This is a genomic window from Pseudoalteromonas sp. NZS100_1, from assembly GCF_015864285.1.
GTDB classification, from domain to species: Bacteria; Pseudomonadota; Gammaproteobacteria; order Enterobacterales; family Alteromonadaceae; genus Pseudoalteromonas; species Pseudoalteromonas arctica.
In genome coordinates, this window is sequence record NZ_JADYXN010000008.1 from 53,811 (window position 1) to 80,265 (window position 26,455).

The window sequence follows — 26,455 nt, forward strand, 5'->3', positions numbered from 1 at the left end:
TTTCAATTTTACAAAGGCTCAAAATAACCTATTTATTAAAGGCTTATTTTTTACTATAGTCATCGAGCAGCAAATTAATTTCGTTTACAGGCATAGGCTTTGAAAAGAGAAAACCTTGTAAGTAGTCTATATTTAATTTTTTACACAGCTGATGCTGGGTTTCAGTTTCGATTCCTTCAGCTACCACAGAAAAATCTAGTTTTTTCAGCATTAAAGATAAGCTCTCGATTATTTTTAATCGCTTATTATTTTCTCCACCTAACGATTGCATGCTTTTGTCTAATTTTACTATATCAATAGGGTAGGAAATAAGGTGAGATATGGATGAATAACCCATACCAAAATCGTCCAAAGCAATCCTAAACCCTTTATTAGACAAAGAAGTTAATATTTCAATCACTTCTTTACTGTTTTCCATAAAAGCTGTTTCTGTTATTTCCAGAATAATACTACTGGTTTTTAAATTGTATTTTTCGACCGTCTCTAATAGATACGTTTGTAAAACTTCTCTTTGCAGCTGTATCGGTGAAATATTAATAGATAGAGTTAACGGCGTTTGATAGTCTTTCTGCCACAAAGATAACTGCTTTAAAGCACTCGCAATTATCCATTTTCCAAGAGGGGCTATTAATCGGCACTCTTCAGCAATAGGAATAAACTCATCGGGGGTATAATTAACGGTTGTATCTGGCCAACGGATAAGGGCTTCGACACCTGTCATTATTTGTGTTTTTGAACAATAAACAGGTTGATAAAATAGCCTAAAGTTTTTTTCCTCTATATGCTCTTTTATACTATTTTGAATATCTACCCGACGACTAAATTCATATTGATATTGCTCTTTGTAAAAGCTTATTCTACTTTTACCACTTTGCTTTGAGCGATACATTGCAATATCAGCACATTTTAGCAGTTCATGAGATTCAGTAGCATCATTTGGGTATATGGCGCTTCCAATGCTAACACTGCAATTTAAAGTTCTGCCTTCATGCAAAAAGGGTTTAGAAACTTCAGCTAAAATTCTATTTGCTATCATACCTATTTGATTAATATTGCAAATTCCACCTATTATAACTGCAAATTCATCGCCTCCTAAGCGTGCAAATCCTTCGTTTTGCCTCAGGCAACTATGAATCCTTTCTACTGTTTGTATTAAAATTTCGTCGCCAACACTATGCCCAAGCGTATCATTAATATTTTTGAAGTTATCTAAATCTAAAGCAAGTAACGCCACGCAGTTTTTAGCACGTTTATTGTTAGCTATCATTACTTTTAGTATTTCTTCAAAATGATATCGATTAGACAAACCAGTAAGCTGATCCCGTTCTGCCATATGCTTTACAGCAAGATAACTGTTGTGCATACGTTGTTCTGCCTCGAAGCGTTTTTTGGCATATATAAGCGCTTTATTTAAACTATCCCTCGTTATATCACCTTTTGGTAAAAAGTCTTGAGCGCCTGCTTCTATACACTCAATAGCCAAAGCTGAGTTCTCTGAGGAGCTAATCATGATAATTGCGGTGTTACCGAGTTTAGGCTTTGCACGCATTTCAATTAGCATTTCAATGCCATCTTCTTTAGGCATATTATAATCGAGTAGTATTATATCAAAGTGCGTGTCTTCAATGGCTTTCAAGCCTTCGGATACGCACGTTACCTCGGTAATGTCATGATGATGAGAGCCATCAGAAATAAGCATTTTTTTAATTAATTTGCGATCAACTAAGTCATCATCAACAATTAAAATATTCATAAGTTCCTTCTAAGAGCAGCATCTACATGATGCTCGTTTATAATTGATAATTTCATAGTTAAACTTTGGGCCAAAAAATAGTGAATGTACTGCCAAGTTCCCCATCGGAGGCTACTTCAATTTTGCCCCCATAATTAATAATGAGCTTATTGGCAATACAGAGTCCAATGCCGCTCCCTTCAACATCATCTCGAGATTGCAATGTCTGAAATAACTTAAATATGAGTGAAAAATATTTAGGGTCAATTCCAGGGCCATTATCTGTTATCTCAATAATGTAATATTGATTAGAGGGGATAAGTGAAATATCGATAACCGGGTGCTCTTTATTGTTATGTTTTATTGCATTACTAATAAGATTTTGAAAAACAATTTTAAAAGGGATCAGCGGTATATCGAGTACTTCGTTATTGGCGTGTATATCAACAGTGACAGCTTGTGAAACTTCTAAAATTTGTTCTATATCTTGGTAAATACTTTCTAAAGATATGTTTGCATGAGTTGAATCACAGCTATTTATTCTCGAGTAGCTTAGTAAATCTTCTAGCAGTACTTGCATTCTATTAGCCCGGCTGAGCACAAGCTGAAAGTTTTCTAGGTGCTCTTGAGGGAGTAAATCTTTGCAATCATCATAAATCCACTCTAATAAACGTTTTATAGCATTTAATGGTGACTTGAGATCGTGTGAAGCAATACTGGTAAATTCATCTAGTTCATCGCTCATTTTTTGTAATTTTTTGATTAGGCGATCTTTTTCAGTTTCGTCTTCTTTTAGCTCGCTAATTGTTGAGTGAAACTTAGAACTGTTTATTTTATCTAATGAATTTTTAGGTTGGACTAACTGATTAACAAAGTTTTTTTGTAAACTATTTAAGATTAATTTTTCTTTTTCGGTAAGTAGTGAATCACTTGCTCGCTCGAATACCAACCATCCAAATTTAAGGTTTGAGGGCAAAATAATAGGTGATACCACTCTAAATATTTTAGGAGCATGCTCGATAATCGATTCATTAAAAACGTCATCAGATAGTTGCTCTTTAGCTACTGTTATTTTTGAACCTGATTTATATAGCTCGACAGCACGTTGAGGCAGGTTAGCAACAATAGAGAATGAGCTTGCATCAAAAATGTTTAAAATTAGCTCAGCAAAGCTTTTTAAGCTTGTTTGAATGTCATTATCAAGAGAAGTCGTTAATTGCTGCTCATCTATTAATGATACACCTTCTAAATAACTCTCTACATTGGGCATTCAAACTCCTACAACAGTATTAAATAAATATGCCTCATTAAAATGAGATGCAACAAATGATTAACTTATTGTAGTTGATTATTTTGAATGTGTTGAATTATTCACTTTATAAATTAACGCCAAATTAAAGCCTTACCTTATTATAGTCAGTAGCTTATGAATCTATTTTCTAATAAGGTAAAACTAAGTCTGATCGTGAAATTTATAACTGAATAAATAAGTATTATGTTGGGTAGTGTTCTTACCAAAGATCAACATGCCCAAGTAAAAACAGCATATTTAATCGCTCATTTGTATAATTGTTTGCGCTACGCTAAATAAGGTTTTATGCGTATCCATTGCTTGTTTTTGTAGCTGTTTATGGGCTTGCTCTTCAGTGAGCTTTAACTGCTCAATAAGTATGTACTTGGCTTGGTGAATTACCTTTTGCTCACTAATTACTTTTTTAGCGTCAAGTAACGCTTGGTTTATTTGTTTAATATGTTGGCTTTGCTCGATAATTAAATCGTACATACTTTTATTACTATTGAGCTTATCGGCTGCTATGTTTTGGCTCACTTCTGGCTCTGGTTGCTTAACGGCTAATTGGCCAAAAGTAGGGACTATGTGTTGCTCTACCATATTGTTAAGTACCTGCTTATTTGTATTTAAGCTACGTTGAGCACAGGCTATTTGCATAGCTGCGGTATCAATTAACTGATCTGCTATATTTTGTTCAATTTTGTGCATTATATCTATGCGCGTAGTGGTTACTTCGTACCATACTTCGCTTAGTTGCGAGAGCGGTTGAGCGTTCTCGTCATCGAGCTTTTGCAGTAAACTTCTAAGTTGCTCTACCTGATTATTAACCTGATGCGTTGTTAGTGTGCCAAAACATTTTAAAAGGTGCGCATCGGCGTACTCATTAAAAAAGTCAAAGCTGTGGTTTTGCTCTTGTACAAAATGCGCGAGTTGTTGTTTTTGTTCTGTGGTAAATTTACTCGCTGCAAATGCTTGTGCACCACAGGCACGCTCTTGTCCTGCGTATTCTTTACCTTGCATAAAATTAAAAAATGCGACTAATAAGCGCGTTATTTTGGGATCGCTTGCGCCATCAGCTGCCTCTAAAATAATATTGAGTAAACTAGCAATTAACTGAGTGAATGACTGCGTAGCATGTACCGCACTAATGTTTTGTTGTGCTATTTGCTTGCGCAATACCGGTAATGCATCGAGTGCTTGTAAGCTATAGGTAATTAAATTAAATAACCGAGTATGGCCAGTATCGGCGTTGTCGTTTATAAATGTTTGTTTAAGAGAATCATAAAATGCAGTTTGTGCGCTGTCGCTTAAAGGGATTTGTTCTTGTAATTGGGTTTTAAATCGCTCTCGATTTGAGGCCAAAAATATATTACTCATTGCGCGTTCTTTTTGTAACTGATGTACAAAATCGCCTAATTTAGTAAGCGAGGCACAACTGTTTTGTAATTGCTTTAGCGCGTGTATTTCTTGATACTTTGCTGCTAATAAAAACTGTTTTGTGAGAGGATTGCTTGTCGCCATTGGTATTATTCCACACTTTTTTGTTTTTAAAGTGCAACCACTGTTCCAATCATTAATAAATTTCATCATTGAATTTAAAATCAAGCTAATACAATTACTTAAAGTGTTGTTTTTGTTTGTCACTGTGTTTCTATAATTTAAATTACCATTACTTTTAACTTATTTGGTGCATTTAAACATGTTATTGCACACAACTTGAACCCAAATTAAAAACAAAAAAAGCGCCTACTCCTGGGGAGGTAGTAAGCGCGAAAAGTGCATTATTCATTTTGTATCATGCGTTAACATTTATACTGTTTAATAACTCAGGGCTAATTGCCATTTTATGATTTATTACTTCACCAATCATAATAAGGGTAGGACCTTGGAAGTTATGTTTAGCATGCTCACTTACTATTTGCTCAAGCGTACTGGTAATTACTTTTTGCTTAGTGGTAGTGGCATTCTCTATTAGTGCAATGGGTGTATTACTTGGCCAGCCCACTGATTGCAAACCGTTGCTTAGCGTTTGTAAGCGCGAAAGCCCCATATAAACCACTAAAGTGGGGTTGTTGTTTGCAGGCATAAACGCGTAATTTTGCCAATGAGGTTGCTTGTTAGGATCGGCAAACTGCGCCGTTAAAAATGTAACACTACGCGCTACATCGCGTGCAGTGAGCGGAATACCCGTATAAGCAGAAGTAGCACAAGCCGTTGTAACACCCGGAATAATAGCAAAATTAATATTATGCTTGGTAAGCGCATCGGCTTCTTCGTTAATACGTGCAAATATACTCGGATCACCGCCTTTTAAACGCACTACGTTTAAGCCTTGTTGCGCGTATTTAACCAGTAGTTCGCAAATGTTAGCTTGGGTCATCGAATGCTTACCAGCACGTTTACCTACAAATACACGCTGCGCTTTTTTAGGAAGCGTTTTTAATAAATCATCGCTTACTAACCAATCGTATAAAATAACATCGGCGGTATTAATTAAACGCTGCGCTTTTACCGTAATTAGCTCTGCGTCTCCTGGGCCCGCACCAATTATATAAACGTTGCCGCTTTTAGCACTGCGATCATTTGAGCTTGTTAGCTTAGTAACAAGCTTATTTAGCCACACGTTTTCAATACCCGAAAAATAAGACAGTACACTCATAATATTCCCCTAAGCCACAGCTGTTGTAACTTTTGGTTCAGAGCTTATAAATACACTGCCGTCTTCAATTTTTGCATTAAAAACCGGTAAGTGTATTGCTTCTGCTTCTAAACATTCGCCTGTTTCTAGGCAAAAGTGTTGCTTATATAAAGGCGATGCGACAACTAATTTATTGTCGATTGAGCCAATAATGCCACGCGATAATACGTTGGCTTTGCCAATCGGGTCGTAGTTGCTAATGGCAAACACAGCCGTTGGATTTTGTGGAATGTAAAAAATAGCCACTTGCTGATTATTAACTAATGCGCATACGCCGCTATTAGCCACTAAGTTGTCGATTGTTCCAATATTATGCCAAGACATCAGCTTGCTCCTCTTCAACTTCCATTACTGGAATACGGTTTTGTGTATTACGTTGCTCACGTTTTTCGGCTTCTGTAGCAGGGCGGATTTGGTTACGCTCTTGCACAAATAAAATGTTGTCGTCGGTTTCGGGGCTATTAACAAACTGGCGGAATCGTTTGGCAGCATCTGGGCTTTCAATCGCTTTTTTCCACTCACAGGCATAGGTTTGTGTAATTAATTCCATTTGCGCTTCTAGCTCGTCGCAAATGCCTAAGCTGTCGTCAATGACTACGCTTTTAAGGTAGTCTAAACCGCCTTCAAGATTTTCCATCCATACCGATGTACGCTGTAATTTGTCAGCCGTTTTAATGTAAAACATAATTACGCGGTCAATGTATTTAATAAGTGTTGGCGTGTCTAAATCGGTCGCAAATAAATCAGCATGGCGAGGGCGCATACCGCCATTACCACACACGTATAAGTTCCAGCCATTTTCGGTGGCTATAATGCCAATATCTTTACTTTGTGCTTCGGCGCATTCGCGAGTACAACCCGATACCGCCATTTTAAATTTATGCGGCGCACGTAACCCTTTGTAGCGGTTTTCTATTTCTATTGCGTGTCCAACGCTGTCTTGCACACCATAACGACACCACGTACTACCCACGCACGATTTAACGGTTCTAAGAGATTTACCATAGGCATGACCGGTCTCAAATCCAGCTTCTATAAGTCGCTCCCAAATAACAGGAAGCTCTTCTAAGCGCGCACCAAATAAATCAATACGCTGACCGCCAGTAACTTTGCAGTACAGGTTAAAGTCTTTTGCTACTTGTCCAATTACAATGAGTTTGTCGGGCGTTATTTCGCCACCAGCAATACGGGGTACTACAGAGTACGAACCATCCTTTTGCATATTTGCTAGGTACGTATCGTTAGTGTCTTGTAAGCCAACATGAGCGGGTTCTAAAATGAAGTCGTTCCATGTTGAGGCTAAAATAGAGCCAATGGCAGGTTTACATATTTCACAGCCATGACCGCTGCCGTGTTTAGTTAGTAAGTCATCAAAGCTTTTAATGCTTTCTACTTTTACCATGTGCAGTAGTTCTTGGCGTGAATACGCAAAGTGCTCACATACATGGTTGTTAACTTCAACACCGCGGTTCGCTAATTCGTTATCAACAACTGACTTTAATAACGCGGCACAACCACCACAGCCGCTTGCTGCTTTAGTGCATGATTTTACCGATGCTAAATCGCATGAGCCGCCATCAATTGCACCTACAATGTCACCTTTACTCACATTGTGACACGAACAAATAGTGGCTGTGTCGGGTAGGGCACTGCCCGATAACGACGGCGCGCCACCGCTGTCTGGCAAAATTAAGCACTCAGGATTTTCGGGTAAGTCCATGTCGTTAAGCATGTACTGTAATAAAGTATCGTAATCGCTGGTGTCGCCAACAAGTACAGCGCCCAGTAATTTATCGCCTTTTTCACTTAGTATGATTTTTTTATAACAGCCGCGAATAGCGTCTTGGTATATAAGTTCTTTACAGTCTGGCGTTTTTGCGTGAGCGTCGCCAATTGAGCCTACTTCTACGCCTAATAACTTAAGTTTTGTGCTCATGTCGGCACCTAAAAACTCAAGCTCGCCACCACTTAATTGGCTCGCTGCAACGCGCGCCATATTGTAACCTGGTGCTACTAAGCCAAATAGTTTTTTGTCCCACAGGGCACATTCACCAATGGCTAAAATATCAGGATCTGACGTTTGGCATTGGTTATTAATAATAATACCGCCGCGTTCACCCAGCTCTAAGTCGGCAATTTTGCCGAGTTGGTCATACGGGCGAATACCGGCAGAAAACAAAATCAAGTCTGTTTCTAAAAATGTCTCGTCCGAAAAATTTAACCTAAAGCGGCTCGTTTCGCCTTTGACTATTTCGCTGGTCGCTTTTGATGTATGTACAGTTACGCCAAGTTTTTCTATTTTATTTTTTAGTAGCGTACCGCCTTGTCCATCAAGTTGAACAGCCATAAGCTGCGGTGCAAATTCAACTACGTGGGTATCAAGCCCCAGTTGCTTAATGGCGTTTGCGGCTTCAAGCCCCAACAAACCACCGCCAATAACAACACCGCTTTTACTTACAGCGGCACTGGCTTTTATTTGTTCTAAATCTTCTAATGTGCGATACACCAAGCAATGGGGTTGGTCGTTACCTTTTATAGGCGGCACAAATGGAAACGAACCGGTTGCAAGTATAAGTTTGTCGTACGGGTATTGCTCACCCGTTAGCGTTGTCACTACTTTTGCAGCTCTATCAATACCTTCAACCCACTGGCTGGTATGCACATTAATATTGAGCTGTTTATAGTTGTCGTGAGTGGTAAGTGCTAAATCGGCAGCGGTTTTGCCATCAAATACACTTGATAAGTACACGCGATCGTATGCAAGATTAGCTTCTCCGCAAAGTACAGTAATGTCTGCGTTGGCATCGCTTTGGCGCATTTGCTCAACAAAGTGGTGTCCGACCATACCATTACCAATAATGAGTATTTTTTGCGAGGTTTGCATAGGGCATTCCTTAAAGTGACGGTTTAAATACAATTAACAAAAAAGCCCGCCACAAATACGCATTATGCATAACTGTGTGCGGGCTTCTTTGCCGATGGTTGCTAATAGCTATTGTGCTCACAACCTAAATTTTTGCCGTAAGTAAAACGGGCTTGTTAATAGAATGTTTGCAAAAATACAGCCAGTTTTTTAAGTTGTTGTTTAAATAGCATTTAATGTGTTTTTAGAGTGAAGATAAAACCTATTTTGTTATATGTTGGTGCGCGCCCGGCACTAAGAGGGTGCAAGTATTGTCATTATTTTGTGCATTATCAGTCAATAAAACACTCATTATCATTCATTGTGTATTGCGTTAAATTTAACCCATGAAATACGCAGATGAATTACGAGCAAAATGATAAACACAAACTCAATAGATGCTTCACCTTTTCATGAAGGCGAGCTGGCAATACAAGACAAACTCGGTAAACGAGAAATAATGGCAACATTTGGCAAACGTGCCGTGCGCTCATTTATGCCAGAGCAGCATCAAGCATTTTTTGAGCAGTTACCGTTTGTGGTTGCAGGCAGTGTTGATGAAAATGCCGATGTGTGGGTATCTATTGTTTCAGGGCAGTCAGGCTTTTTAAGCGCCCCAACTTCCACGTCGTTATTAATGACCCACGCGGTTGATAAAAACGACCCTCTACATAACACGTTAAATATTGCCGGCTCACCAATTGGTTTATTAGGCATTGAGCTAAGCACGCGTAGGCGTAACCGTTTAAATGTGCGCGTAGGTGAGGTAATTAGCGATAATCAGGTGAGTTTTAATGTTGATCAATCTTTTGGAAATTGCCCGCAGTATATTCAAACGCGCGACTTAACGTTTAATAGAGATCCTTTACTTAAAAGTAATACTGTACAAAAAGTTGAATTTAATACACTTGATAACGCAGCCAGTGCGTTAATTGACACCACCGATACGTTTTTTGTATCAAGCTTTATAACCGCAAAAAACAATCCAAAAATTGAAGGTGTTGATGTTTCTCACCGTGGTGGGTTGCCGGGCTTTGTAAAGCGAGAGGGCAACACATTAACGATACCTGATTACGCAGGTAACAATTTTTTTAATACCTTGGGTAACTTTTTATTAAACCCAAAAGCGGGTTTGTTATTTCCTGATTTTGACACGGGTAATGTATTAATGCTTACCGGCAGCGTTGAGATTTTATGGGACGGGCACGCAGAGCTTAAAGGTTTTATTGGCGCAGACCGGGGCTGGAAATTAACCCTCACTAAAGGAATATGGCTTAAAAACTTACTCCCGTTTAGTGCTAAATTTGATGCTTACTCACCTAACACTAAAATGACAGGCACGTGGCTTGAGGCTGATAAAAACAAACAAGCCGAAAAACTAAAACATGCTTGGCAGCCTTTAAAAGTAACTAAAATAATTAAAGAAAGTGATGTAATTACCTCCTTTTATTTAGAGGGCAATAACAATACAACTTTGTTACCGTTTAAAGCTGGGCAGCATTTAACCGTACAAATACCAAGTGAAAATTGTAGCAATAGCAATAGCAATAACAGTAATAGCAAACCTGTTATTAGAACCTACACCGTTTCATCAAGCCCGCATGAACTCTTTTATCGGTTATCGATTAAAAAAGAGCTCAGTGGCGAGGTATCACACTACTTTCATAATAACGTAAAAGTAGGCGACGTTATTTTAGCTAAGTACCCACAAGGGCAGTTTTTTATTGACCCAACTAGTACCAAACCAGCGGTACTCATTGGTGGTGGAATAGGGATTACACCTATGATCTCAATGGCTAAACACATTGCCAATGAAGGGTTAAGAACCCGCTATACACGCCCTTTGCATATTTTTCACAGTGCTAAAAATAAACAACAGCGTGCGTTTTATAACGAGCTAAAAACACTTGCAGACACGAGTGGCGGCGCAATTGATTACTACTCACTTTTATCTCAGCCTGAGCTTGATGAAAAACAAGGCGATGGCTTTAACGTAAAAGATGAGAGCTTTAATTTAAAAGACGAAAGCTTTGATTTAAAAGGGCGCATAAATGCTGATGTGTTTAGATCTTATTTACCACTTGATGATTACGAATTCTTTTTATGCGGACCTGAAGCGTTTATGCAACACGTATATAACGAGTTATTAATGCTCGGTGTGCAGGATAAAAACATATTTGCAGAAGCATTTGGACCCTCCGCTATTAAGCGCAAAGTACTTAAAACAAACGAAGCGCCTAACAAAAGGAAAGAGATTAGGGTAGAAGAAGCAGACAACACCGTAATTAAATTTAGTAAATCGGGTTTTGAACAACGCTGGAATAAAGGCGATAACACTATACTTAATGTAGCCGAAGCTCATGGTTTAGAACCTGAATTTAGCTGTCGAAACGGCAGTTGTGGCAGTTGCGCAGTAAAAATAAATACAGGCGCTGTGGTTTATCGCAATAACGTAAGTTATCCAGTAGATGCAGGGCAGGCGCTAATTTGCTGCGCCGTACCCGCTAAAGGTGTTGATGAGCTTGATTTAGTGCTGTAGTTATTAATATAGAGCTATGGGGTGAAATTGCACTTAGGTGTAGAAATCCTCCAGCCTATAATCAAAATCATATTTCTTAATTTATGAAGGCAAAAGTTAGTGGTTGCAAGTAATTCTTTTGATCTTAACCTCCTTTTTTGATCGGTACTCATACCCTCATAGTAAGACAGCGTATTTACAACAGGTGAACGAAAAGAGATCTACATTAAGAGGTTTTTAAATGTTTATGATCTTGTTATGTCTTTAATTTTTTCTAATTCGCCAGGATCTTTTAGGTATAGCTTTACTGTTTCTAAATTTTCTAACCCTTCGTTTGATAGACCAATATCTTCGCGTATAGCTCGATATAACACATCAACAGATTCAAAGAGCTTACCATGCCCACTCTCTGCCTCTAGCCTGTAATTCAAATACGCTTTTATAACTTTAGGCCCACCCCATAGTAAAATACCATTTTGAAATTTCTCTATTTTGTCTAATATTTGTTGTTGTGTTAGAGGCTTTTTTTTATTCTCTGTATTAGATGCCTGCATAAAATGTGAGACCATTCCCACAAACTCAAGGTACATATCGACTTTTCGACCTCTATGAGACTCTTCTATTTCTCTTTCTCGTATCTGTTTTTGAACTTCAAGTTCGCGCTCAGATATTTTCCTTTGAGCTTCAATTTCACGTGTTTTTGATTTCGAGTGGTTTAATAACGCAAGTACGACACCTGTCATAAGTGTTCCAACCACGGTGACGATTGCAGCAAGAACCTTAGCGTCGTACGCACCAATCTGTGGTAGAAAATTAATTGATGCTATCCATGCAGCCGCGCCAGCAAAAGCACTAAATAGATAAGCCAATAACTTCTTCAATAACTCCATGCTAATTCCTTGCAATTAATATAACAACATTATCAAGGAACACTCCCTTATTCTCATAAGGTAATGTTCCTATATTGTGAATATGTATTATAAGCAAATAGTTTAAGTTATTGCCAATTATAAATATTATGCACTAGCTTTTCAGATTTCACTTTAACAAAAACAAAAAAGAGGCTTAATAGCCTCTTTTAAAACACTCTTAAATACTTGGACTACTAAGCCAGTAAACCTGCTTTTGTTTCAGGCATTGCTATAAAACCATCAAGTTTACGAATGTTGCTTAACCATCTTAAAATATTTGGGTATTCACTAAGTGATACGCCGCCCTCTGGTGCGTGTGCTATGTACGAAAAGTTGGCAATGTCGGCAATAGTAGGTTGAGTGCCTACTAAGTATTCACGGTTTTGTAAGTACGCATCCATAGTTTTAAATAATGTATGGGCAATGTTTATAGCGTTTTGATGATCAAGCTGCGCGCCAAATACTGTTACTAAACGCGCTGAACAGGGACCTGAAGCCACAAGCCCCGCTGCAACACTCAACCAACGCTGAATGTGTGCCTGAATAGTTACATCTTCAGGGTACCAGGTTCTGTTAGCATCAAATTTTTGTGCCAAGTACACTAAAATAGCGTTTGAATCGTTAATAATGTCATCGTTATTTTTAAGTACCGGTACTTGTCCAAAAATATTCATTTTTAGAAAGTTAGCTTGCTTTTGTGCGCCGTTTTGCAGTGCCACATCAACCATATTTACATCAAGCTTTAAAAGCGATGTAAATAGCTCTGCGCGGTGTGAATGACCAGATAAAGTAAAACGGTATAGCGTTAGGTTGTTCATGGGTAGTCCTGTTTTTAATTTTGAATAGTGATTTTTAGTAACGCTATTCTTTCATTATTATTAGTTTTGAAAAACCGAGCTAGCAAGGAATTAATGTCAATGCTATATTGACAATCATGGATACTATTATTGGCATTAAAACAATCATCGCGGTTGTTGAAACAGGCTCTTTTACAGCCGCAGGCGACAGACTAGGGCTTTCAAAGGCGTTGGTCAGTAAATACGTGGGCATTGTAGAACAAGACTTAGGGGTTAGATTATTTAACCGCTCCACGCGCAGAATTTCGATTACCGAGGCGGGGCAAAGTTATTACGCAAGCGTAGTGCCTGTAATTGAAAGCTACAGCGAAATGCTCGATAACTTATCGGGTCAAACAGCGCTTGCTAGCGGCAAGCTTAGGGTGAGTGCGCCGGTGTCGTTTGGCGAATCAAATCTTGCGCCGTTAATGCCTGAGTTACTGAGCCGCTACCCTGATTTAAGTATTGATTTAGTGCTTTCAGACAAAACAATCGATTTGCTAGAAGAGGGGGTTGATTTAGCAATAAGAATTGGCAGTGTGTCTGACTCTAATTTAATTGCGCGGCAAATTACCAGTTACCCTTTAATTTTATGTGCATCAGCCGAATACATTCAGCGCTTTGGCGCACCAGCGAGTGTTGATGAGCTTGAACAACACGCCACAGTGATTGATAGCAACTTTAAAATAGGTCGCCATTGGCCACTTGTTTCACCTACTGGTGAGGCATTAACGGCAAACGTAAACTCGCGTGTTTCGGTTAATAATCCGCAAGCAGTAAAAGAGGTGGTTGTAGCGGGTGGCGGTATTGGCTTAATCCCTGAAATAGTGGTGAGAGACGATATTGCATCGGGTAAGCTTGTACAGGTTATGCAAGGTTATAAAACCTTTGAGTTTGGCTTATTTGCTATTTATCCGCATAGAAAGTTTGTGGCTCAAAAGGTTACGTCGTTTATTCAGTTTTTATTTGAAAAGTTTGAAGCTAAGCCAAAAACAAAAAAGCCTAAAATCAGTTAAGTGATTTTAGGCTTTTTAAAATGGGTCATTAAAATATAATTTAAAACAGTTGCTTACTTAAAAGTTGCGCTTACTTAAAACAACCACTTACTTTAATATAATAACTGGCACATCGTTGTTTTCGAGCATTTTAATGGTATTACTGCCCACAAAAAACTGCCTTAACTTCGAATGCCCAAAAGCCCCCATAACAATCAAATCAATGTTATTTTGCTCTTTGTATTGCATTAACGAGTCAAAAATATTGCCCTCTAAAAAGCTTGCAGACACTTCAAAACCCATACTACTAAGTTTAAATTGAGCGTTAAGAAACTTCTCTTCTAAGTTCTTCTCATTATTATTAATACTCACTAAATGACAATGAAGCCCATGTAATAAACCGCCATCAATAACTTGTTGCAGTGCTTTGTCGGCTGTTTCGCGGCCGTCGTACGCAATCATAAATGATTTAGGCTGCTTAAACTTTCTAGAAATAAGCAATATTGGTTGCGAGGCGCTACGCACGAGCGTTTCGATGTGTGAACCAAGTGCATTTAAATCAACACGATGATCAACACCATTTCGACCAATAACGATTAAGCGAGTATCATCTTTAAAATCAATAATAGCGTCGATTACATCACCGTGACGTTTAATTAATTCATAGTTTTGAATATGAGCAATTTTTGCTTGTACAGCAACCGAGTCGAGTAATTCATCTGCTAGTTTTAAAGAAACTTTACTACGGTGTTCATCGAGTTTTGTCATTTCTTCAAGCAAATCCGATTGGGCACCTAAACCAATTGTACCGGTGTAGTTACCTACATTAGTTTGTTGTATTTTTTCAAGCATATGTATAAATCTAATTGATTTATCTAGCTTTTTTGAAGCCCAAATAGCAGCTTCGGTTACAGCGTGTGTAATGACAGAGCCATCGATACAGGTAATTATTTTTTCCATTACATTCTCCTTAATGACCGCCAAGTAGTTTATCGACTTCTTTAGGGTCGTTATGTACGCCAAACTTATCAACAACTGTTTCGGTTGCGCTATTCATACCAACAATATTAACTGTTGCACCTTCGCGTCTAAATTTAATAACCACCTTATCGAGTGACGATACACCGGTTATATCCCAAAAGTGGGCATGGGTTAAATCTATAACAACATTTGTTACCGCACTTTTAAAATCGAACGAAGCAATAAATTGCTCTGCTGAGGCAAAAAATACCTGACCTACAACTTCATAAGTTACTAGGTTTTTAGTTTCATCGTGCTTAGTTGTAACAACCATAAAGCGACCAATTTTGTTTGCAAAAAACAACGTAGCTAACAACACGCCAACTAAAACGCCAATGGCTAGATTATGCGTGGCAACTACTACAATAACGGTGGAAATCATCACTACGTTTGACGAAAGCGGGTTCTTTTTTAAATCCTTAACTGATGCCCACGAAAACGTACCAATCGATACCATAATCATTACTGCAACTAATGCCGCCATAGGAATTAAACGCAGCCACTCATCTAAAAACACCACCATGATGATTAAAAATAAACCAGCAATAAAGGTTGAAAGTCGTCCACGACCGCCCGATTTAACGTTAATGATTGACTGTCCAATCATGGCGCAACCCGCCATACCACCAAATAAACCTGCGCCAATATTGGCAATACCTTGACCTTTACACTCTTTATTACGATCGCTCGTTGTATCGGTTAAGTCATCAACAATAGTGGCGGTCATCATTGATTCAAGTAAGCCCACAACCGCAAGACCAATTGAATAGGGTAATACAATTTGCAGCGTTTCGAGTGTTAGCGGTACATCTGGCCATAAAAATATAGGCAGGGTGTCTGGCAGTTCGCCCATGTCACCAACGGTTCTTATATCAAGCCCTAAAAACAGTGAAACCAGCGTAATAACAACAATACACACTAAAGGAGAGGGGAGTATTTTGCCAATAGTTGGAATATACGGAAATAAGTAAATAATACCTAGGCCCGCTGCGGTCATCGCATAAACATGCCAAGTAACATTAGTCAGCTCAGGTAATTGCGCCATAAATATTAAAATCGCCAGCGCGTTTACAAACCCTGTTACAACAGAGCGCGATACAAACCGCATTAACTCACCAAGCTTTAAAAAGCCTGCAAATATTTGCAGTACACCGGTAAGTAAGGTAGCAACCAGTAAGTATTCCAGACCATGATCTTTAACCAGCGTTACCATTAACAGCGCCATTGCACCGGTAGCAGCCGATATCATGCCAGGGCGTCCGCCTACAAAGGCAATAATAACCGCAATACAAAATGAGGCGTATAAACCCACTTTAGGATCAACACCCGCAATAATAGAAAAGGCAATAGCTTCCGGTATTAGGGCAAGCGCCACAACAATACCAGCAAGCACATCGCCACGAACATTAGAGAGCCAATCTCTTTTTACGTGATCAAACATGTAATAAACCTAATTAGTTAGTTTCCCAGAGTATAGGGGAGTATTTTATTTAAATAACAATGATTCTCGCACAGATGGCGATTAAGGTTGCACGTAACGTGCTGATGAAAAAGGGAGTGGTTGCCTAGGGCGGCGTAAGTTTCAAGTAAAAAGCTCCTTTTTGATTAATTAATTTACTAGCTACGTGAAAATAACATAAGAAAAAGTTTGTTTCTAGCGAATAGAAAAATAGAAGGTTACGGCTGATGAATAAAATCCTAGTTACATTTTAGAAACATATACAATAAATAAGTTATTAATTATATAAAATAACTTAGTATATTAACAGTGAGCTATTAAGGTAATTATAATACTATGTTATTTAAAACACTCGTTATTTGCACTGTTTTAGTGCACTCAAACGTTTTTTTATTTAATCTGGTGCGTAACTGGAGTTAAATAAATGCTTCTGTATATTCTAACGTTATATTGTTGACAAGATGTAACTTGTCGCTATTATACATTCTTCAAAAAACTCCAAATTACTTTTTATTTTACGTAAAAATAAAATATGTTTGATATAAATAATGGAAATTAAATAAGTGAAAACGGAGCAATTAAGGATACCTTACGGTTTTACCCTTATTGAATTAATGATAGTAATTGCTATTATCGGGATTTTATATGCAATTGCACTTCCAAGTTATACGAGTTACATACAACAAAGTCGAAGAGCTGATATCCAACAGGTTTTACTACAGCAAACAGCTGTTTTAGAAAGGCAATACACTCGTGTTGGTGGTTACCCAAATACATTTACTTTTCCTACCTCAGATTATTACTCCTTTAGCTATACAACCGATGCAACTACAGGCGCTTCAAATGGGTCTGAATTTACAATACAAGTTACACCTAAAGGTGCTCAGAAAAGTGATGAGTGTGGCAAGTTGTCTGTAAATCAAAGTGGTACTAAGTCAGCAGATAAATCTAAATGCTGGTAAAAAAAAGCCTTGGTTTTACTTTACTCGAAGTTTTAATCACGATGACCATTATTGGTATTTTAACTGCAGTTGCGACTCCTTCGTTTATTACTTTTATAAAGCGGGATAGATTAGTTACAAATTCGAATCAACTGCACAGTGTTTTTAAATTTGCGCGTAGTGAAGCCATTAAAAGAGATCAAAGTGTTTCTATCAAAACGTTGAATAAACAATGGCTAGTAAAAACTGCTATTAATTCGACGCAAACCACGTTAAATATTTTTGAAACTACACATAGCAGCATTTCTGTAGATTTAAAGAATATTAATATTTCAAGTACGGGTGAATTAGGCCAAATGTATCAAATCTTGGTGAGCGATAAGGACAGTACAACTGGCGACTTTACTTTATGTATTTTACAAAGTGGACAAAGTTGGTTAGTTGAGGCCCCAGAGACATGCTAATAAATTACAGCAAAGGATTTTCTCTTTTAGAAGTTATGGTTGCTTTAATTGTCGCGACGGTTGCATTGTTAGGGCTTGCTTCAGGTCAACTAAAATCATTGCAATATATTACAAACAGCTTTAATTATACGGTGTCAATAATTGAGGCTAATAATGTTTTAGAGCGTATTTGGCCTCATTTATGCGAGCTACAACAAACAGATCCAAGTTTGTACAACGATACTGACTTTAGAAATTATTTATCCCCACAAATTGATGCATATACACTCACTCTACCTGCTAACTTTTCAAATGATTTATCGGTTGAAGTAACCTGGCAAGATAAGCGTTTGACTGACAATTTAGAAAATCGCGTTGTAATTACAGGAAGCTTCCCAACACTACCTGATGGTTGCACGCCATGAAACATCTAATAAATAAACATAAAGGCTTTACTTTAATAGAGCTTATGGTTGCACTTGCTGCAGGTATGTTTCTATTAGGCGGTGTGAGTCTGGCTTATTCTTCAATTAATAGCAGTACCAGCACAGCAAAAGATTTAGAAAATGCATTAGATGTAATCCGATTTAGCAGTAAAGTATTTACACGAAGTCTAAAACAAACCAACTCAGTCCCTACTTACACAAATAATATTCTAAGTGTTGAGCAAGAGATGGGGTCATCTGCTTGTACTGGCTTAACTATTAGTGCGCCATTTATCGAAAAATATAGCCATGAAGATGACTCATTATTTTGTGATGTAGGGAATGGAAAAGTAAAAATATTAAAAGGTGTTAATGCAATTAGCTACGTAATTGATAACAACGTAGTGAGTGTCCTTGTAGAACCTACAAACTTACCAAGCCAATTCAATAACAGCTTAGTGATTGATATATCTTTGTCGCAAATGGTAATGAATAAGGCATTTCAATAAATGAAAAATACATCTGGTTTTACACTTGTTACTGTACTTATTTTAACATCTATGGCTTCAATTGTTGTACTTAGTACTCTTAGAGATAGTGTGATCCAGGAGCGCTTGAGTGGTAATTTTCAGAAAAAATTGAACGCAAGGTTGATGTCTGAGAAAGGGGTATTTTCAAGTATTGAAAAACTAGAAACAGCAATGCTTGCAGATCCGACTATAAATATTAACGATTTAATAGCCCATAATAGTGAAGTTTCTGGTACAAGTTCGCTTGAATCTAGTATATACAATGCAACCATTGAGATTGACAGTAATGGCGATATTTTAATTTCTAGCGAAGGTACTCGCTTTGAAGGTGAGAACCAAATGCAAGCTATATTCGAATATGTAGCTGGTGGGGGCGGAACGACCAGCAGTGCCTCAGTTTTTTCTAATGGAATTACAGGGTGTTCTGGTGTTGCAATTAGTGGAAGTGGCTTAATTGATAGCTATGATTCGTCTTTAGGGGATTATAACGACACACTAGCTGATGGTAACAAAAATACATCAGAAGAATCTTTTGTTAATACAGTTAACGACTCTGGTGATATTACGCTCAATGGTAGCGGTACAATTGAAGGTAATGTTCTATCCTCTAGTAATTTATCAATTATTCAAGGCGCTGATATTAAAGGCAATATTCATAGTAATGGAAATTTAATACTCTCTGGTGGCGTGGTCGTTGGAGGGGATGCATCGGCATATCTAAGTTTCACACAAAGTAGTGGTACTGTTTCAGGTAGTATTTCAGCAAACCAATCTATATCAGTAAAGCAAACTCCAGTTGGTGGTGATATTAGTTCATCAGGTCCAATTTCTATTACAGGTAATGCAGTCCAAGGAACAATTCGTTCATATGATTTAGTCGCTCTTAATCAAACAACAATACGGCACGGCGTTTATACCTCCGGGAATTATGAGCAAACAGGGGGAAGTGTATACGGTGGAGTGCGTGTTCAAGGTAATGTGACGCTTAAACAGTGGGGCAGTACTATTGATAGTAAAGACCTTAGATACGCAGGTAATGGCTCTTTTAAGGGCGACACACCAGAGTATGCTTTTTCACCTTATAAAGTATCAAGTCCAGACATATCAATACCAACTATAGAGCCAGTTGAAAAAATAACACCAGAAAGTGAAAATAATAGAGGGTTAACTGCGTGTGATCCACTTGATATTGCAACAGCAATTGATGGTGTGTCAGTCAATACGGCAAGCCCTGATCTTTTTATAAATAATAATAGCAGTGCAGGTGACTTACTCGAATTAGAAACTAATGAGGCTAACTTTTTAGTAGATTTTGGAAGTACTCCAGATGGTGCCATCACTGCTAAAGCTGCAGCTTTTCTTGATTCAGCAACTCAAATATTTTATTTTGATGACGTGAAAATTAAGGGGCGAATGCAGGTAAAAAGCAACCACAATGCGGTTATGTTTGTAGATGGTGATTTTACAATGAATGGCGCAAGTTCGCTAACGATCCCTGATAACAGCAGTTTAACTATAATAATTAAAGGAAAACTTAAGATAGGAAATGGGGCACAAGTTTACGCACCAGATAATGGAGTTACAAATGAAGGCCGACCCGTTTTTAGTATTTATAGTTCATACAGTGGAAGTGACACTGGGATAGAGTTTTCAGGTGGTACACGAGAGCTTTACGCTGTTATATACGCACCACTTACACAAGTTAAAGTTACTTCAGCTGTCGGTTTTAAAGGTTCTATTTTAGGAGATACCGTTATTGTAAGCGGCGCCGGTGGTATTCACTTTGACACGGCATTAAATGAAGCAAGTTTTGGTGGCTCTTCATCTGGTGGTAATGGATCAACAAGCAAATTAGTTTTTAAAGGGTGGCGCTTTACACCCATTGAACAAAGTAATGAATAAAAAATACTGCTAATAAGCTTATTTATATAAGAGAAGCTATTAGGCTTGCTAAATTAATTGCTCTTATTAATATTCTAAAATTTAAAACTCGAACGTAAAACCAAACGCTCTTAATTTTTCATATACGTTTATGTCAAAACGGTAAAAATAGGAGCTCGGGAGCCACGTTTGTTTTTCTTTGCAGTTTCTTAGCAATTTCATGGTGGCAGTGGTGCTACATTTTGGAGCGAATTTGAAACCTACTATACTAGTGGATAGCTAACTTTTTAATTACCGGATTGTTCAATGTAATGCTTATAGACATTAGTTTAGCTGCTTTTGCCGGGTTTGTTTCAGTGATATTTTTATTAAATTTTTTATATGAAACAAAAAGCTTGTACCAATAACAGAGTAAATACTATCCTTTTTAATAAGTGCAAAAACCATAGTAACGGGTTTGGCGCATATTATTAATTTCAAGTCCAATAATATAAATTTAAGATCATTCTCCTTCAATACTTTCATTTTTAAATCCTTATAGTTTTTATCAATTAGGATCGCCATCATAAAGACTAAAAAGCATTCACATTTAAGTTAGATAAGTATGTGGTGCCATCATGAAATATTTCACTTTCCAGAAAGAAAAGGAATTACAAATATAAACATATGATGTATGTTGTCGATATTAAATAATAACAGCAGTGCAAAAACCTGTTAACACATAACGACCTCAACGGGAGAAAATATGAGACAACATCTATTAGGCTTCACACTAGCCCCCTTATTTCTACTTACAACAGCATGCTCGCAGCAAGAAAGCGTAGCTAAAGTTAATAGCACAGAAACACTAAGCGCTTCTCAAAATAGTTACGAGCAATCTGCTCTTTTAAAAATCAGTAAACTTAAAAAGCTGATGGAACAAGCTCAAACAAAACAGATTGATGTGACTCGTGAAGAAAGCGTAGTTTGGTTTGCAGAGCAGTTTTTAAAATTTGCTAACTGGGATGAAAATAATTACGACGCGGTTGTAAAGCTTTTTGGTTACGAGCGCCACTATGCAGCGGACAAGGAAAGGTTAGCAAAAGAGTTACCAAATTTTGAACGCGAAAAAGTAATTCAAATTTTAGATAAAGGTATTGATGACTTGTCTAAAGAGCTTGCAGGCGAAATCAAACGCCGCCCTGTAAATAAGGTTGATTGGCAAAATACTAAAGCACAAGACAATATGTTTGTTAGTAATGGCAAGCCTATTTTTTTATATGACTATTTTTCAAAGAGTGTTGGTCAGCCACTTACAAATAAAGATGTTTATAACGATCATTTAGGCGCGCTCTATCATGGCGGTGAAGATCTATACCCGGTAGATCACGACCGTGCCATTAATTCATTTTTAGTGCGTGAAGATGGCACTTTTGACGAAGAGTTAATGAAAGAGCTAACGCGTATCCCTGATACCAACATTGGTTTTTTAGTTTACTGGTTAATGGGTATTCCAAAGTGGGTTGAAGAGCAAGAGCCAGAAGTTAGAAAAGGCCGTTCGTTATTTACAGGATTCGATATTGATAACCCATTAGCGCGAGATCTTTGGGGTAAAATAATTCGTAAAACGGGTGAGCTTACTAAAGGCAAAAAAGTAACTGAAGTTGGGTTTGTGTTAGCTAACGAGCCGCATTGGTACGCCGAAAAAGGCCATTGGACACAAAAATATGAAGAAATGACCAGCATCTCTTCATACACACTAAATAAGTTTAGAAGTTGGTTAGATAAAAAATACCAAGGTGATATTAACGAGCTAAATGAAAACTGGGGAACGCATTTTAGCCAGTTTACAGATGTAGCTATTGAGATACCTATTGATCCTGCGATTAAAGGCGAGCCTAAGTGGTACGACTGGACGCGTTACAATATGGACAGAAGTACTGACTGGTTTACTTACGTTCAAAACGAACTGCATTCTGTAAATGAAGACGCTGATACCCATATAAAAATTATGCCGCGCATGTTTATGGACGATTCACGCTCTGGCGGTATTGATACCGAAGCATTAGCTGAGTTAACAACCATGGTAGGGCACGATGCTAAGTCGTTTGGTAGCGAAAATATTCGTCCTGGTAAGTCATCTAAGTGGATTGAAAAATACGCGTATAACTGGGGCATAGTTACTATGTTTCATGACTTTATGGAATCAGTTGCGCCTAATAAAATTAATGTAAATTCAGAGTCTCATTTTTTATCATCTGGTCAGTGGCGAGATTTAGACACACGTACAAGTTATGTACGTAGTGTTTATTGGCTTGCAACTTTACTTGGTATGGATGCCAATATGGGCTGGTTTTGGGCGCGTGATCCAGATGGTTCACCAGAAGATCGTTTAGAAGGCGAACTGGACTTTTTTGACCCAGGTCTTGGCGGTGCATTTGCGGGTTCTAACAATATGCAGCCACATGTAACTAACGAAGTTACCCAAGTAATGTTTGATCTTAATAGTTTTTCTGAGGAAATTGTTGAGCTTAGAGAGCAGCGTCGTCCACTTCGTTTGTTTTACTCTGAAACAACAGCAATTAATACAAACGACTATATGACAAAGGGCTACACACTTTACGAAAATTTATTTTTTGAAGGCTTCCCGCTTGGTTTTGCAACTAAAGATGTAATCGAAAAGCAAGACAATAGCAACTGGGATGCAATACTGGTTTATCGCAATAACTTTGTTACAGATGAAGAGTTTAAAGCGCTTCAAGGGTATTTAAACAAAGGCGGTACCGTTATTTTAGATTCAGCGCAAAGCTTGTCTTTAGACGAGTATGGGCATCCGCGTAAGGCTAAGTTAGTTGCCAGTAAAGGTAAGCTTATTGTTATGCCAAAAGGCGCAGACGTTGAAGCTATTAAACAAACTGCACTTGCAGAGGTTTCGGGTAGTACGCCTGATGTTGTTGTAAAAGTAGATAATGGTGAGTCATTTAAAACCACAACATGGCGTACTGTTAAGCAAGACAATGGTAGTTACCTGGTTAATATTTTAAATTTAGGCCACACAACAGCAACCGTTGATCTGTCGCTTAAAAATGGTAAATCTATTCATGTTAAAAACTTAATGACGAGCAATAAAATGAACACCAGCTTTGATATTCCTTCTGAGGGTGTCTTGCTTGTTGAAGTTGCAGCTCAATAAATAGTTTTTTAGCGAGTACATACCTATGTGCTCGCTTTTCAATTAACACGATACATTAAGTTGTGGATAGCAAATGAAAACAAATAATAAGGTTAAACTAATAGCAATATCGTTGAGCTTAATCCTTGGTAGTGCAGGGGTTAATGCTCAGCCGATGCCTCATATTGCGCAACCAGGCGAAAATTGGGTTTTACAAACCGATCGCTCAGATGAGTTTGATATTAAAGATGCTGAAAAATGGAATTTTCAAACAGAAAACTACGGTGTTTGGTCTTGGAAAGATGAAAATGCCAGTGTTTCTGAAGGCATATTAAAACTAACCACTAAACGAGAAACGCATTTAAGAACGTTTTGGGATGGCTGTAATAAAACAAAAGTGCCTAATTATAGGTTGTTTTACACTTCGGGAGTTGCTAAATCTAGAGCAACAGGGAGTTACGGATATTATGAGGCACGTATAAAGGGTGCGGATAAATTTCCGGGAGTGTCACCTGCATTTTGGATGTACAGCAAAATAGATCGTACTTTAACGAATGAAGGCGATGTGCAATATAGTGAAATAGACGTAGTTGAGTTAACTCAAAAACAGACGCTTCAGGAGTCGGACCACGACCTACATAATATTGTTATAAAAGATGGCGCACCAAAGTGGATGCGACCTGGTAGCTCGCCAGAAACAAATCATAATGGCTATCACTTACCATTTGATCCCAGTGAAGACTTTCATACTTATGGGGTTAATGTAACCAAAGACGACATTACATGGTATGTAGATAACGTTCAGGTTGGCTATAAAAAGAATTTGTACTGGCACCGCGAGATGAACTTAACATTGTCGCAGGGCTTACGCGCACCGCATACACAATGGAAATGTAATCAATTTTATCCTTCAGATAATCAGTCAGCACAAGGTTTTCCAACATCAATGGAAATTGATTACGTGAGAACGTGGTTAAAGCAATAAAAACCTTAAAACCCATTCTAATAAAGTGTAAATATTAGCCAAATTAAATTTATTTGTTGTCAACTTAAACATCATATGTTTATATTATTAAAATCAATTTTATACTTTTATAATAAAGTACAGGCAGATTGCTAAAACACTGACGTAGCAATTTTTAGTTGTTTAAAAGGACACACACATGAACTTATTTAAAATAAAAATGGTGATGCTGTTAGGGTGCTGCACATTATTTGCTCCCAATTTATATGCAAAAGATGCCGAGCTGAAAAACTCTGAAGCCAAAAAGCCAAATGTGCTTATTTTACTGTTTGATGATATGCGCTTTGATACGTTTTCTTATCGTAATGGTCCAGTTTCAACGCCAAATATTGACGCATTAGCAAACGAAGGTACACGTTTTGATCAAGCGATGACATCTACTGGCTTATGTTCTCCTTCGCGCGCGGCTATGTTTACTGGGCGGTGGGGACATAAAACAGGGCTTGACGATAACGTGGGGCTTTATCATTCTCGCCTTTCGGAGTTATCACTTAGTGAAGGCAGCGTAATTAAACGTGCAACAAGCGTAGGTTACGATGTTAGTTATGTAGGTAAATGGCACTTAGGCGCACAAGGCCCAGCACTGCGCGGTGCAAACTTTATGTGGGGGCACGATAAAGATGAAGAGCGTAATGGCCGTCCTTTTACGCCTTATGGAACACAAAAAAATGTTGCCCGTATGAATGCAGGTGAACGCGATAAAAACGGCGAAAAGCACGATTACTACAAAACACTTCCGGGTACATACGCAGATACAGTAACAGCTAAAGAAGTAAACGAAGGCAAATTAATGCTGCAAAATGCGGCCAAATCAGACAAACCATTTTTTGGTATTGTTAGTTTTGAGCAACCTCATCCGCCGTACCGCGTACCAGAACCTTACGCCAGCATGTACGACTACAAAGATATAAAACTTCCTAAAAACTTTGGTATAGAACGTAAACATAAACCAATGGCGCAAGATGATATTTGGTGGCCTTGGCACGATGTAAGCCACATGACTGAAACCGATTGGCGCAAAGCGCATAGTTTTTACTATGGTGCCATTGCCATGATTGACCACGCAGTTGGCGAGCTTATTAATACCGCCAAAGAAGAAGGTTTATACGACGACCTACACATTATTTTAGTAGGCGACCAAGGTAGTATGCTAGGCGAGCATAACCTTTATGACAAAGGCCCATATGCGTATGACGAATTAATGCGTATGCCACTTATTATTCGTGACCCTAGCCTTGAGCCTAAAATAATTAACCGCCAAGTGTCTATGCTAGACATAGCACCAACACTTCGCCAGTGGATGACACTCCCCCTTGATGGCGATGAAGATGGACGTTCACTTTTACCATTGATGAAACAAGGCGATAGTGCCGATGCTGATAAAGATGATATTTCGTTATATGCCTACGAATGGTACAACGGTGGATGGTTTGGTATTAGAGCTATACGTACCCCTGAAATGAAATTTGTATGGAATCCAGGCGACAGCCGCGATGAATTATACGACTTAAAAAATGATCCGTACGAAATCACAAACCAAATAGATAATCCTAAATACAAAAAACAGCTTACTTATTTAGTGCATAAAATGGCAGGAGAGCTTAAGCGTATTGAAGACCCATCATTAACTAAATTTAATCACCACATGAAAGCTTTTTTATAGCCGAGTAATGCCCTTTGGTGGGCCTTAATTGGCCT

20 protein-coding genes are annotated in these 26,455 nt (G+C 38.1%); 10 read left to right on the forward strand and 10 right to left on the reverse strand.

All coding sequences use genetic code 11. The features are described from left to right. Positions 1-43: 43 nt before the first annotated feature. The 6 genes from I6F66_RS07665 to nirB all read right to left on the reverse strand — a co-directional run bounded on the left by I6F66_RS07665 (position 44) and on the right by nirB (position 8,605). Positions 44-1,753, reverse strand: coding sequence for a GGDEF domain-containing response regulator (locus tag I6F66_RS07665; protein ID WP_197175017.1), 1,710 nt, complete (start codon positions 1,751-1,753; stop codon positions 44-46). 58 nt (positions 1,754-1,811) lie between these two features. Beyond that, the gene (locus I6F66_RS07670) at positions 1,812-3,002 is read right to left on the reverse strand and encodes an ATP-binding protein (protein ID WP_197209033.1); all 1,191 of its coding nucleotides are present in this window, start codon (positions 3,000-3,002) and stop codon (positions 1,812-1,814) included. 279 nt (positions 3,003-3,281) lie between these two features. Beyond that, entirely contained in the window at positions 3,282-4,544 is a 1,263-nt protein-coding gene (locus I6F66_RS07675; RefSeq protein ID WP_197209034.1) for a nitrate regulatory protein, read from the reverse strand. 274 nt (positions 4,545-4,818) lie between these two features. Then, positions 4,819-5,682 carry a uroporphyrinogen-III C-methyltransferase gene (gene cobA, locus I6F66_RS07680; RefSeq protein ID WP_197175019.1) on the reverse strand — a complete coding sequence of 288 codons (864 nt, stop codon included), beginning with the start codon at positions 5,680-5,682 and terminating at the stop codon, positions 4,819-4,821. 9 nt (positions 5,683-5,691) lie between these two features. After that, positions 5,692-6,045: a nitrite reductase small subunit NirD gene (gene nirD, locus I6F66_RS07685; protein ID WP_002959861.1), complete on the reverse strand. Its 354-nt coding sequence runs from the start codon at positions 6,043-6,045 to the stop codon at positions 5,692-5,694. Beyond that, positions 6,032-8,605 carry a nitrite reductase large subunit NirB gene (gene nirB, locus I6F66_RS07690; RefSeq protein WP_197209035.1) on the reverse strand — a complete coding sequence of 858 codons (2,574 nt, stop codon included), beginning with the start codon at positions 8,603-8,605 and terminating at the stop codon, positions 6,032-6,034. The genes nirD and nirB overlap by 14 nt, the downstream gene beginning before the upstream one ends. 394 nt (positions 8,606-8,999) lie before the next feature. Here nirB and I6F66_RS07695 point away from each other — a divergent pair, with 394 nt between their 5' ends. Further along, positions 9,000-11,162, forward strand: a complete 2,163-nt coding sequence (locus I6F66_RS07695) for a pyridoxamine 5'-phosphate oxidase family protein (RefSeq protein WP_197209036.1) — start codon at positions 9,000-9,002, stop codon at positions 11,160-11,162. Positions 11,163-11,386: 224 nt separating this feature from the next. On the opposite strand, the gene I6F66_RS07700 is transcribed toward I6F66_RS07695, so the two are convergent. Together I6F66_RS07700 and I6F66_RS07705 are read right to left on the reverse strand one after the other, a co-directional pair. Further along, positions 11,387-12,031, reverse strand: a complete 645-nt coding sequence (locus tag I6F66_RS07700; RefSeq protein ID WP_197209037.1) for a hypothetical protein — start codon at positions 12,029-12,031, stop codon at positions 11,387-11,389. 215 nt (positions 12,032-12,246) lie between these two features. Further along, positions 12,247-12,870 (reverse strand): glutathione S-transferase, encoded by a 624-nt coding sequence (locus tag I6F66_RS07705; protein WP_197209038.1) that lies wholly within the window; start codon positions 12,868-12,870, stop codon positions 12,247-12,249. 116 nt (positions 12,871-12,986) lie between these two features. Between I6F66_RS07705 and I6F66_RS07710 the strand changes: the two genes are divergently transcribed. Continuing rightward, entirely contained in the window at positions 12,987-13,904 is a 918-nt protein-coding gene (locus I6F66_RS07710; RefSeq protein ID WP_197175024.1) for a LysR family transcriptional regulator, read from the forward strand. Positions 13,905-13,991: 87 nt separating this feature from the next. On the opposite strand, the gene I6F66_RS07715 is transcribed toward I6F66_RS07710, so the two are convergent. Beyond that, positions 13,992-14,843, reverse strand: coding sequence for a universal stress protein (locus I6F66_RS07715; RefSeq protein WP_197209039.1), 852 nt, complete (start codon positions 14,841-14,843; stop codon positions 13,992-13,994). A 10-nt stretch (positions 14,844-14,853) separates the two neighbouring features. Further along, positions 14,854-16,344 carry a SulP family inorganic anion transporter gene (locus I6F66_RS07720; protein WP_007585195.1) on the reverse strand — a complete coding sequence of 497 codons (1,491 nt, stop codon included), beginning with the start codon at positions 16,342-16,344 and terminating at the stop codon, positions 14,854-14,856. Positions 16,345-16,925: 581 nt separating this feature from the next. Here I6F66_RS07720 and I6F66_RS07725 point away from each other — a divergent pair. The 8 genes from I6F66_RS07725 (at position 16,926) to I6F66_RS07760 (ending at position 26,420) form a co-directional block, all read left to right on the forward strand. After that, positions 16,926-17,324: a type IV pilin protein gene (locus tag I6F66_RS07725; RefSeq protein WP_165721814.1), complete on the forward strand. Its 399-nt coding sequence runs from the start codon at positions 16,926-16,928 to the stop codon at positions 17,322-17,324. Continuing rightward, positions 17,315-17,767: a prepilin-type N-terminal cleavage/methylation domain-containing protein gene (locus tag I6F66_RS07730; protein ID WP_007585191.1), complete on the forward strand. Its 453-nt coding sequence runs from the start codon at positions 17,315-17,317 to the stop codon at positions 17,765-17,767. The genes I6F66_RS07725 and I6F66_RS07730 overlap by 10 nt, the downstream gene beginning before the upstream one ends. Then, the gene (locus I6F66_RS07735; RefSeq protein ID WP_007585189.1) at positions 17,761-18,171 is read left to right on the forward strand and encodes a prepilin-type N-terminal cleavage/methylation domain-containing protein; all 411 of its coding nucleotides are present in this window, start codon (positions 17,761-17,763) and stop codon (positions 18,169-18,171) included. Before I6F66_RS07730 ends, I6F66_RS07735 begins: the two co-directional genes overlap by 7 nt. Next, on the forward strand, positions 18,168-18,680 hold the full coding sequence (locus I6F66_RS07740; protein WP_007585188.1) for a PilW family protein: 513 nt from the start codon (positions 18,168-18,170) through the stop codon (positions 18,678-18,680). The genes I6F66_RS07735 and I6F66_RS07740 overlap by 4 nt, the downstream gene beginning before the upstream one ends. Further along, positions 18,681-20,603, forward strand: coding sequence for a PilX N-terminal domain-containing pilus assembly protein (locus I6F66_RS07745; RefSeq protein ID WP_197159479.1), 1,923 nt, complete (start codon positions 18,681-18,683; stop codon positions 20,601-20,603). It begins immediately after the preceding gene. 724 nt (positions 20,604-21,327) lie between these two features. Beyond that, on the forward strand, positions 21,328-23,754 hold the full coding sequence (locus I6F66_RS07750) for a glycoside hydrolase family 42 (protein WP_197159478.1): 2,427 nt from the start codon (positions 21,328-21,330) through the stop codon (positions 23,752-23,754). A gap of 73 nt (positions 23,755-23,827) precedes the next feature. After that, positions 23,828-24,718 (forward strand): family 16 glycosylhydrolase, encoded by an 891-nt coding sequence (locus I6F66_RS07755; RefSeq protein ID WP_197159477.1) that lies wholly within the window; start codon positions 23,828-23,830, stop codon positions 24,716-24,718. A gap of 178 nt (positions 24,719-24,896) precedes the next feature. After that, complete coding sequence (locus I6F66_RS07760; RefSeq protein ID WP_197118739.1) at positions 24,897-26,420, forward strand: sulfatase-like hydrolase/transferase; 1,524 nt, start codon at positions 24,897-24,899, stop codon at positions 26,418-26,420. The last annotated feature ends 35 nt before the right edge of the window (positions 26,421-26,455 follow it).

Excerpts from the sequence above, each read along its gene's own strand:
- I6F66_RS07665 (WP_197175017.1), bottom strand. The coding sequence starts at position 1,753 with ATGAATATTTTAATTGTTGATGATGACTTAGTTGATCGCAAATTAATT.
- I6F66_RS07670 (WP_197209033.1), bottom strand. The coding sequence starts at position 3,002 with ATGCCCAATGTAGAGAGTTATTTAGAAGGTGTATCATTAATAGATGAG.
- I6F66_RS07675 (WP_197209034.1), bottom strand. The coding sequence starts at position 4,544 with ATGGCGACAAGCAATCCTCTCACAAAACAGTTTTTATTAGCAGCAAAG.
- cobA (WP_197175019.1), bottom strand. The coding sequence starts at position 5,682 with ATGAGTGTACTGTCTTATTTTTCGGGTATTGAAAACGTGTGGCTAAAT.
- nirD (WP_002959861.1), bottom strand. The coding sequence starts at position 6,045 with ATGTCTTGGCATAATATTGGAACAATCGACAACTTAGTGGCTAATAGC.
- nirB (WP_197209035.1), bottom strand. The coding sequence starts at position 8,605 with ATGCAAACCTCGCAAAAAATACTCATTATTGGTAATGGTATGGTCGGA.
- I6F66_RS07695 (WP_197209036.1), top strand. The coding sequence starts at position 9,000 with ATGATAAACACAAACTCAATAGATGCTTCACCTTTTCATGAAGGCGAG.
- I6F66_RS07700 (WP_197209037.1), bottom strand. The coding sequence starts at position 12,031 with ATGGAGTTATTGAAGAAGTTATTGGCTTATCTATTTAGTGCTTTTGCT.
- I6F66_RS07705 (WP_197209038.1), bottom strand. The coding sequence starts at position 12,870 with ATGAACAACCTAACGCTATACCGTTTTACTTTATCTGGTCATTCACAC.
- I6F66_RS07710 (WP_197175024.1), top strand. The coding sequence starts at position 12,987 with ATGGATACTATTATTGGCATTAAAACAATCATCGCGGTTGTTGAAACA.
- I6F66_RS07715 (WP_197209039.1), bottom strand. The coding sequence starts at position 14,843 with ATGGAAAAAATAATTACCTGTATCGATGGCTCTGTCATTACACACGCT.
- I6F66_RS07720 (WP_007585195.1), bottom strand. The coding sequence starts at position 16,344 with ATGTTTGATCACGTAAAAAGAGATTGGCTCTCTAATGTTCGTGGCGAT.
- I6F66_RS07730 (WP_007585191.1), top strand. The coding sequence starts at position 17,315 with ATGCTGGTAAAAAAAAGCCTTGGTTTTACTTTACTCGAAGTTTTAATC.
- I6F66_RS07735 (WP_007585189.1), top strand. The coding sequence starts at position 17,761 with ATGCTAATAAATTACAGCAAAGGATTTTCTCTTTTAGAAGTTATGGTT.
- I6F66_RS07740 (WP_007585188.1), top strand. The coding sequence starts at position 18,168 with ATGAAACATCTAATAAATAAACATAAAGGCTTTACTTTAATAGAGCTT.
- I6F66_RS07745 (WP_197159479.1), top strand. The coding sequence starts at position 18,681 with ATGAAAAATACATCTGGTTTTACACTTGTTACTGTACTTATTTTAACA.
- I6F66_RS07750 (WP_197159478.1), top strand. The coding sequence starts at position 21,328 with ATGAGACAACATCTATTAGGCTTCACACTAGCCCCCTTATTTCTACTT.
- I6F66_RS07755 (WP_197159477.1), top strand. The coding sequence starts at position 23,828 with ATGAAAACAAATAATAAGGTTAAACTAATAGCAATATCGTTGAGCTTA.
- I6F66_RS07760 (WP_197118739.1), top strand. The coding sequence starts at position 24,897 with ATGAACTTATTTAAAATAAAAATGGTGATGCTGTTAGGGTGCTGCACA.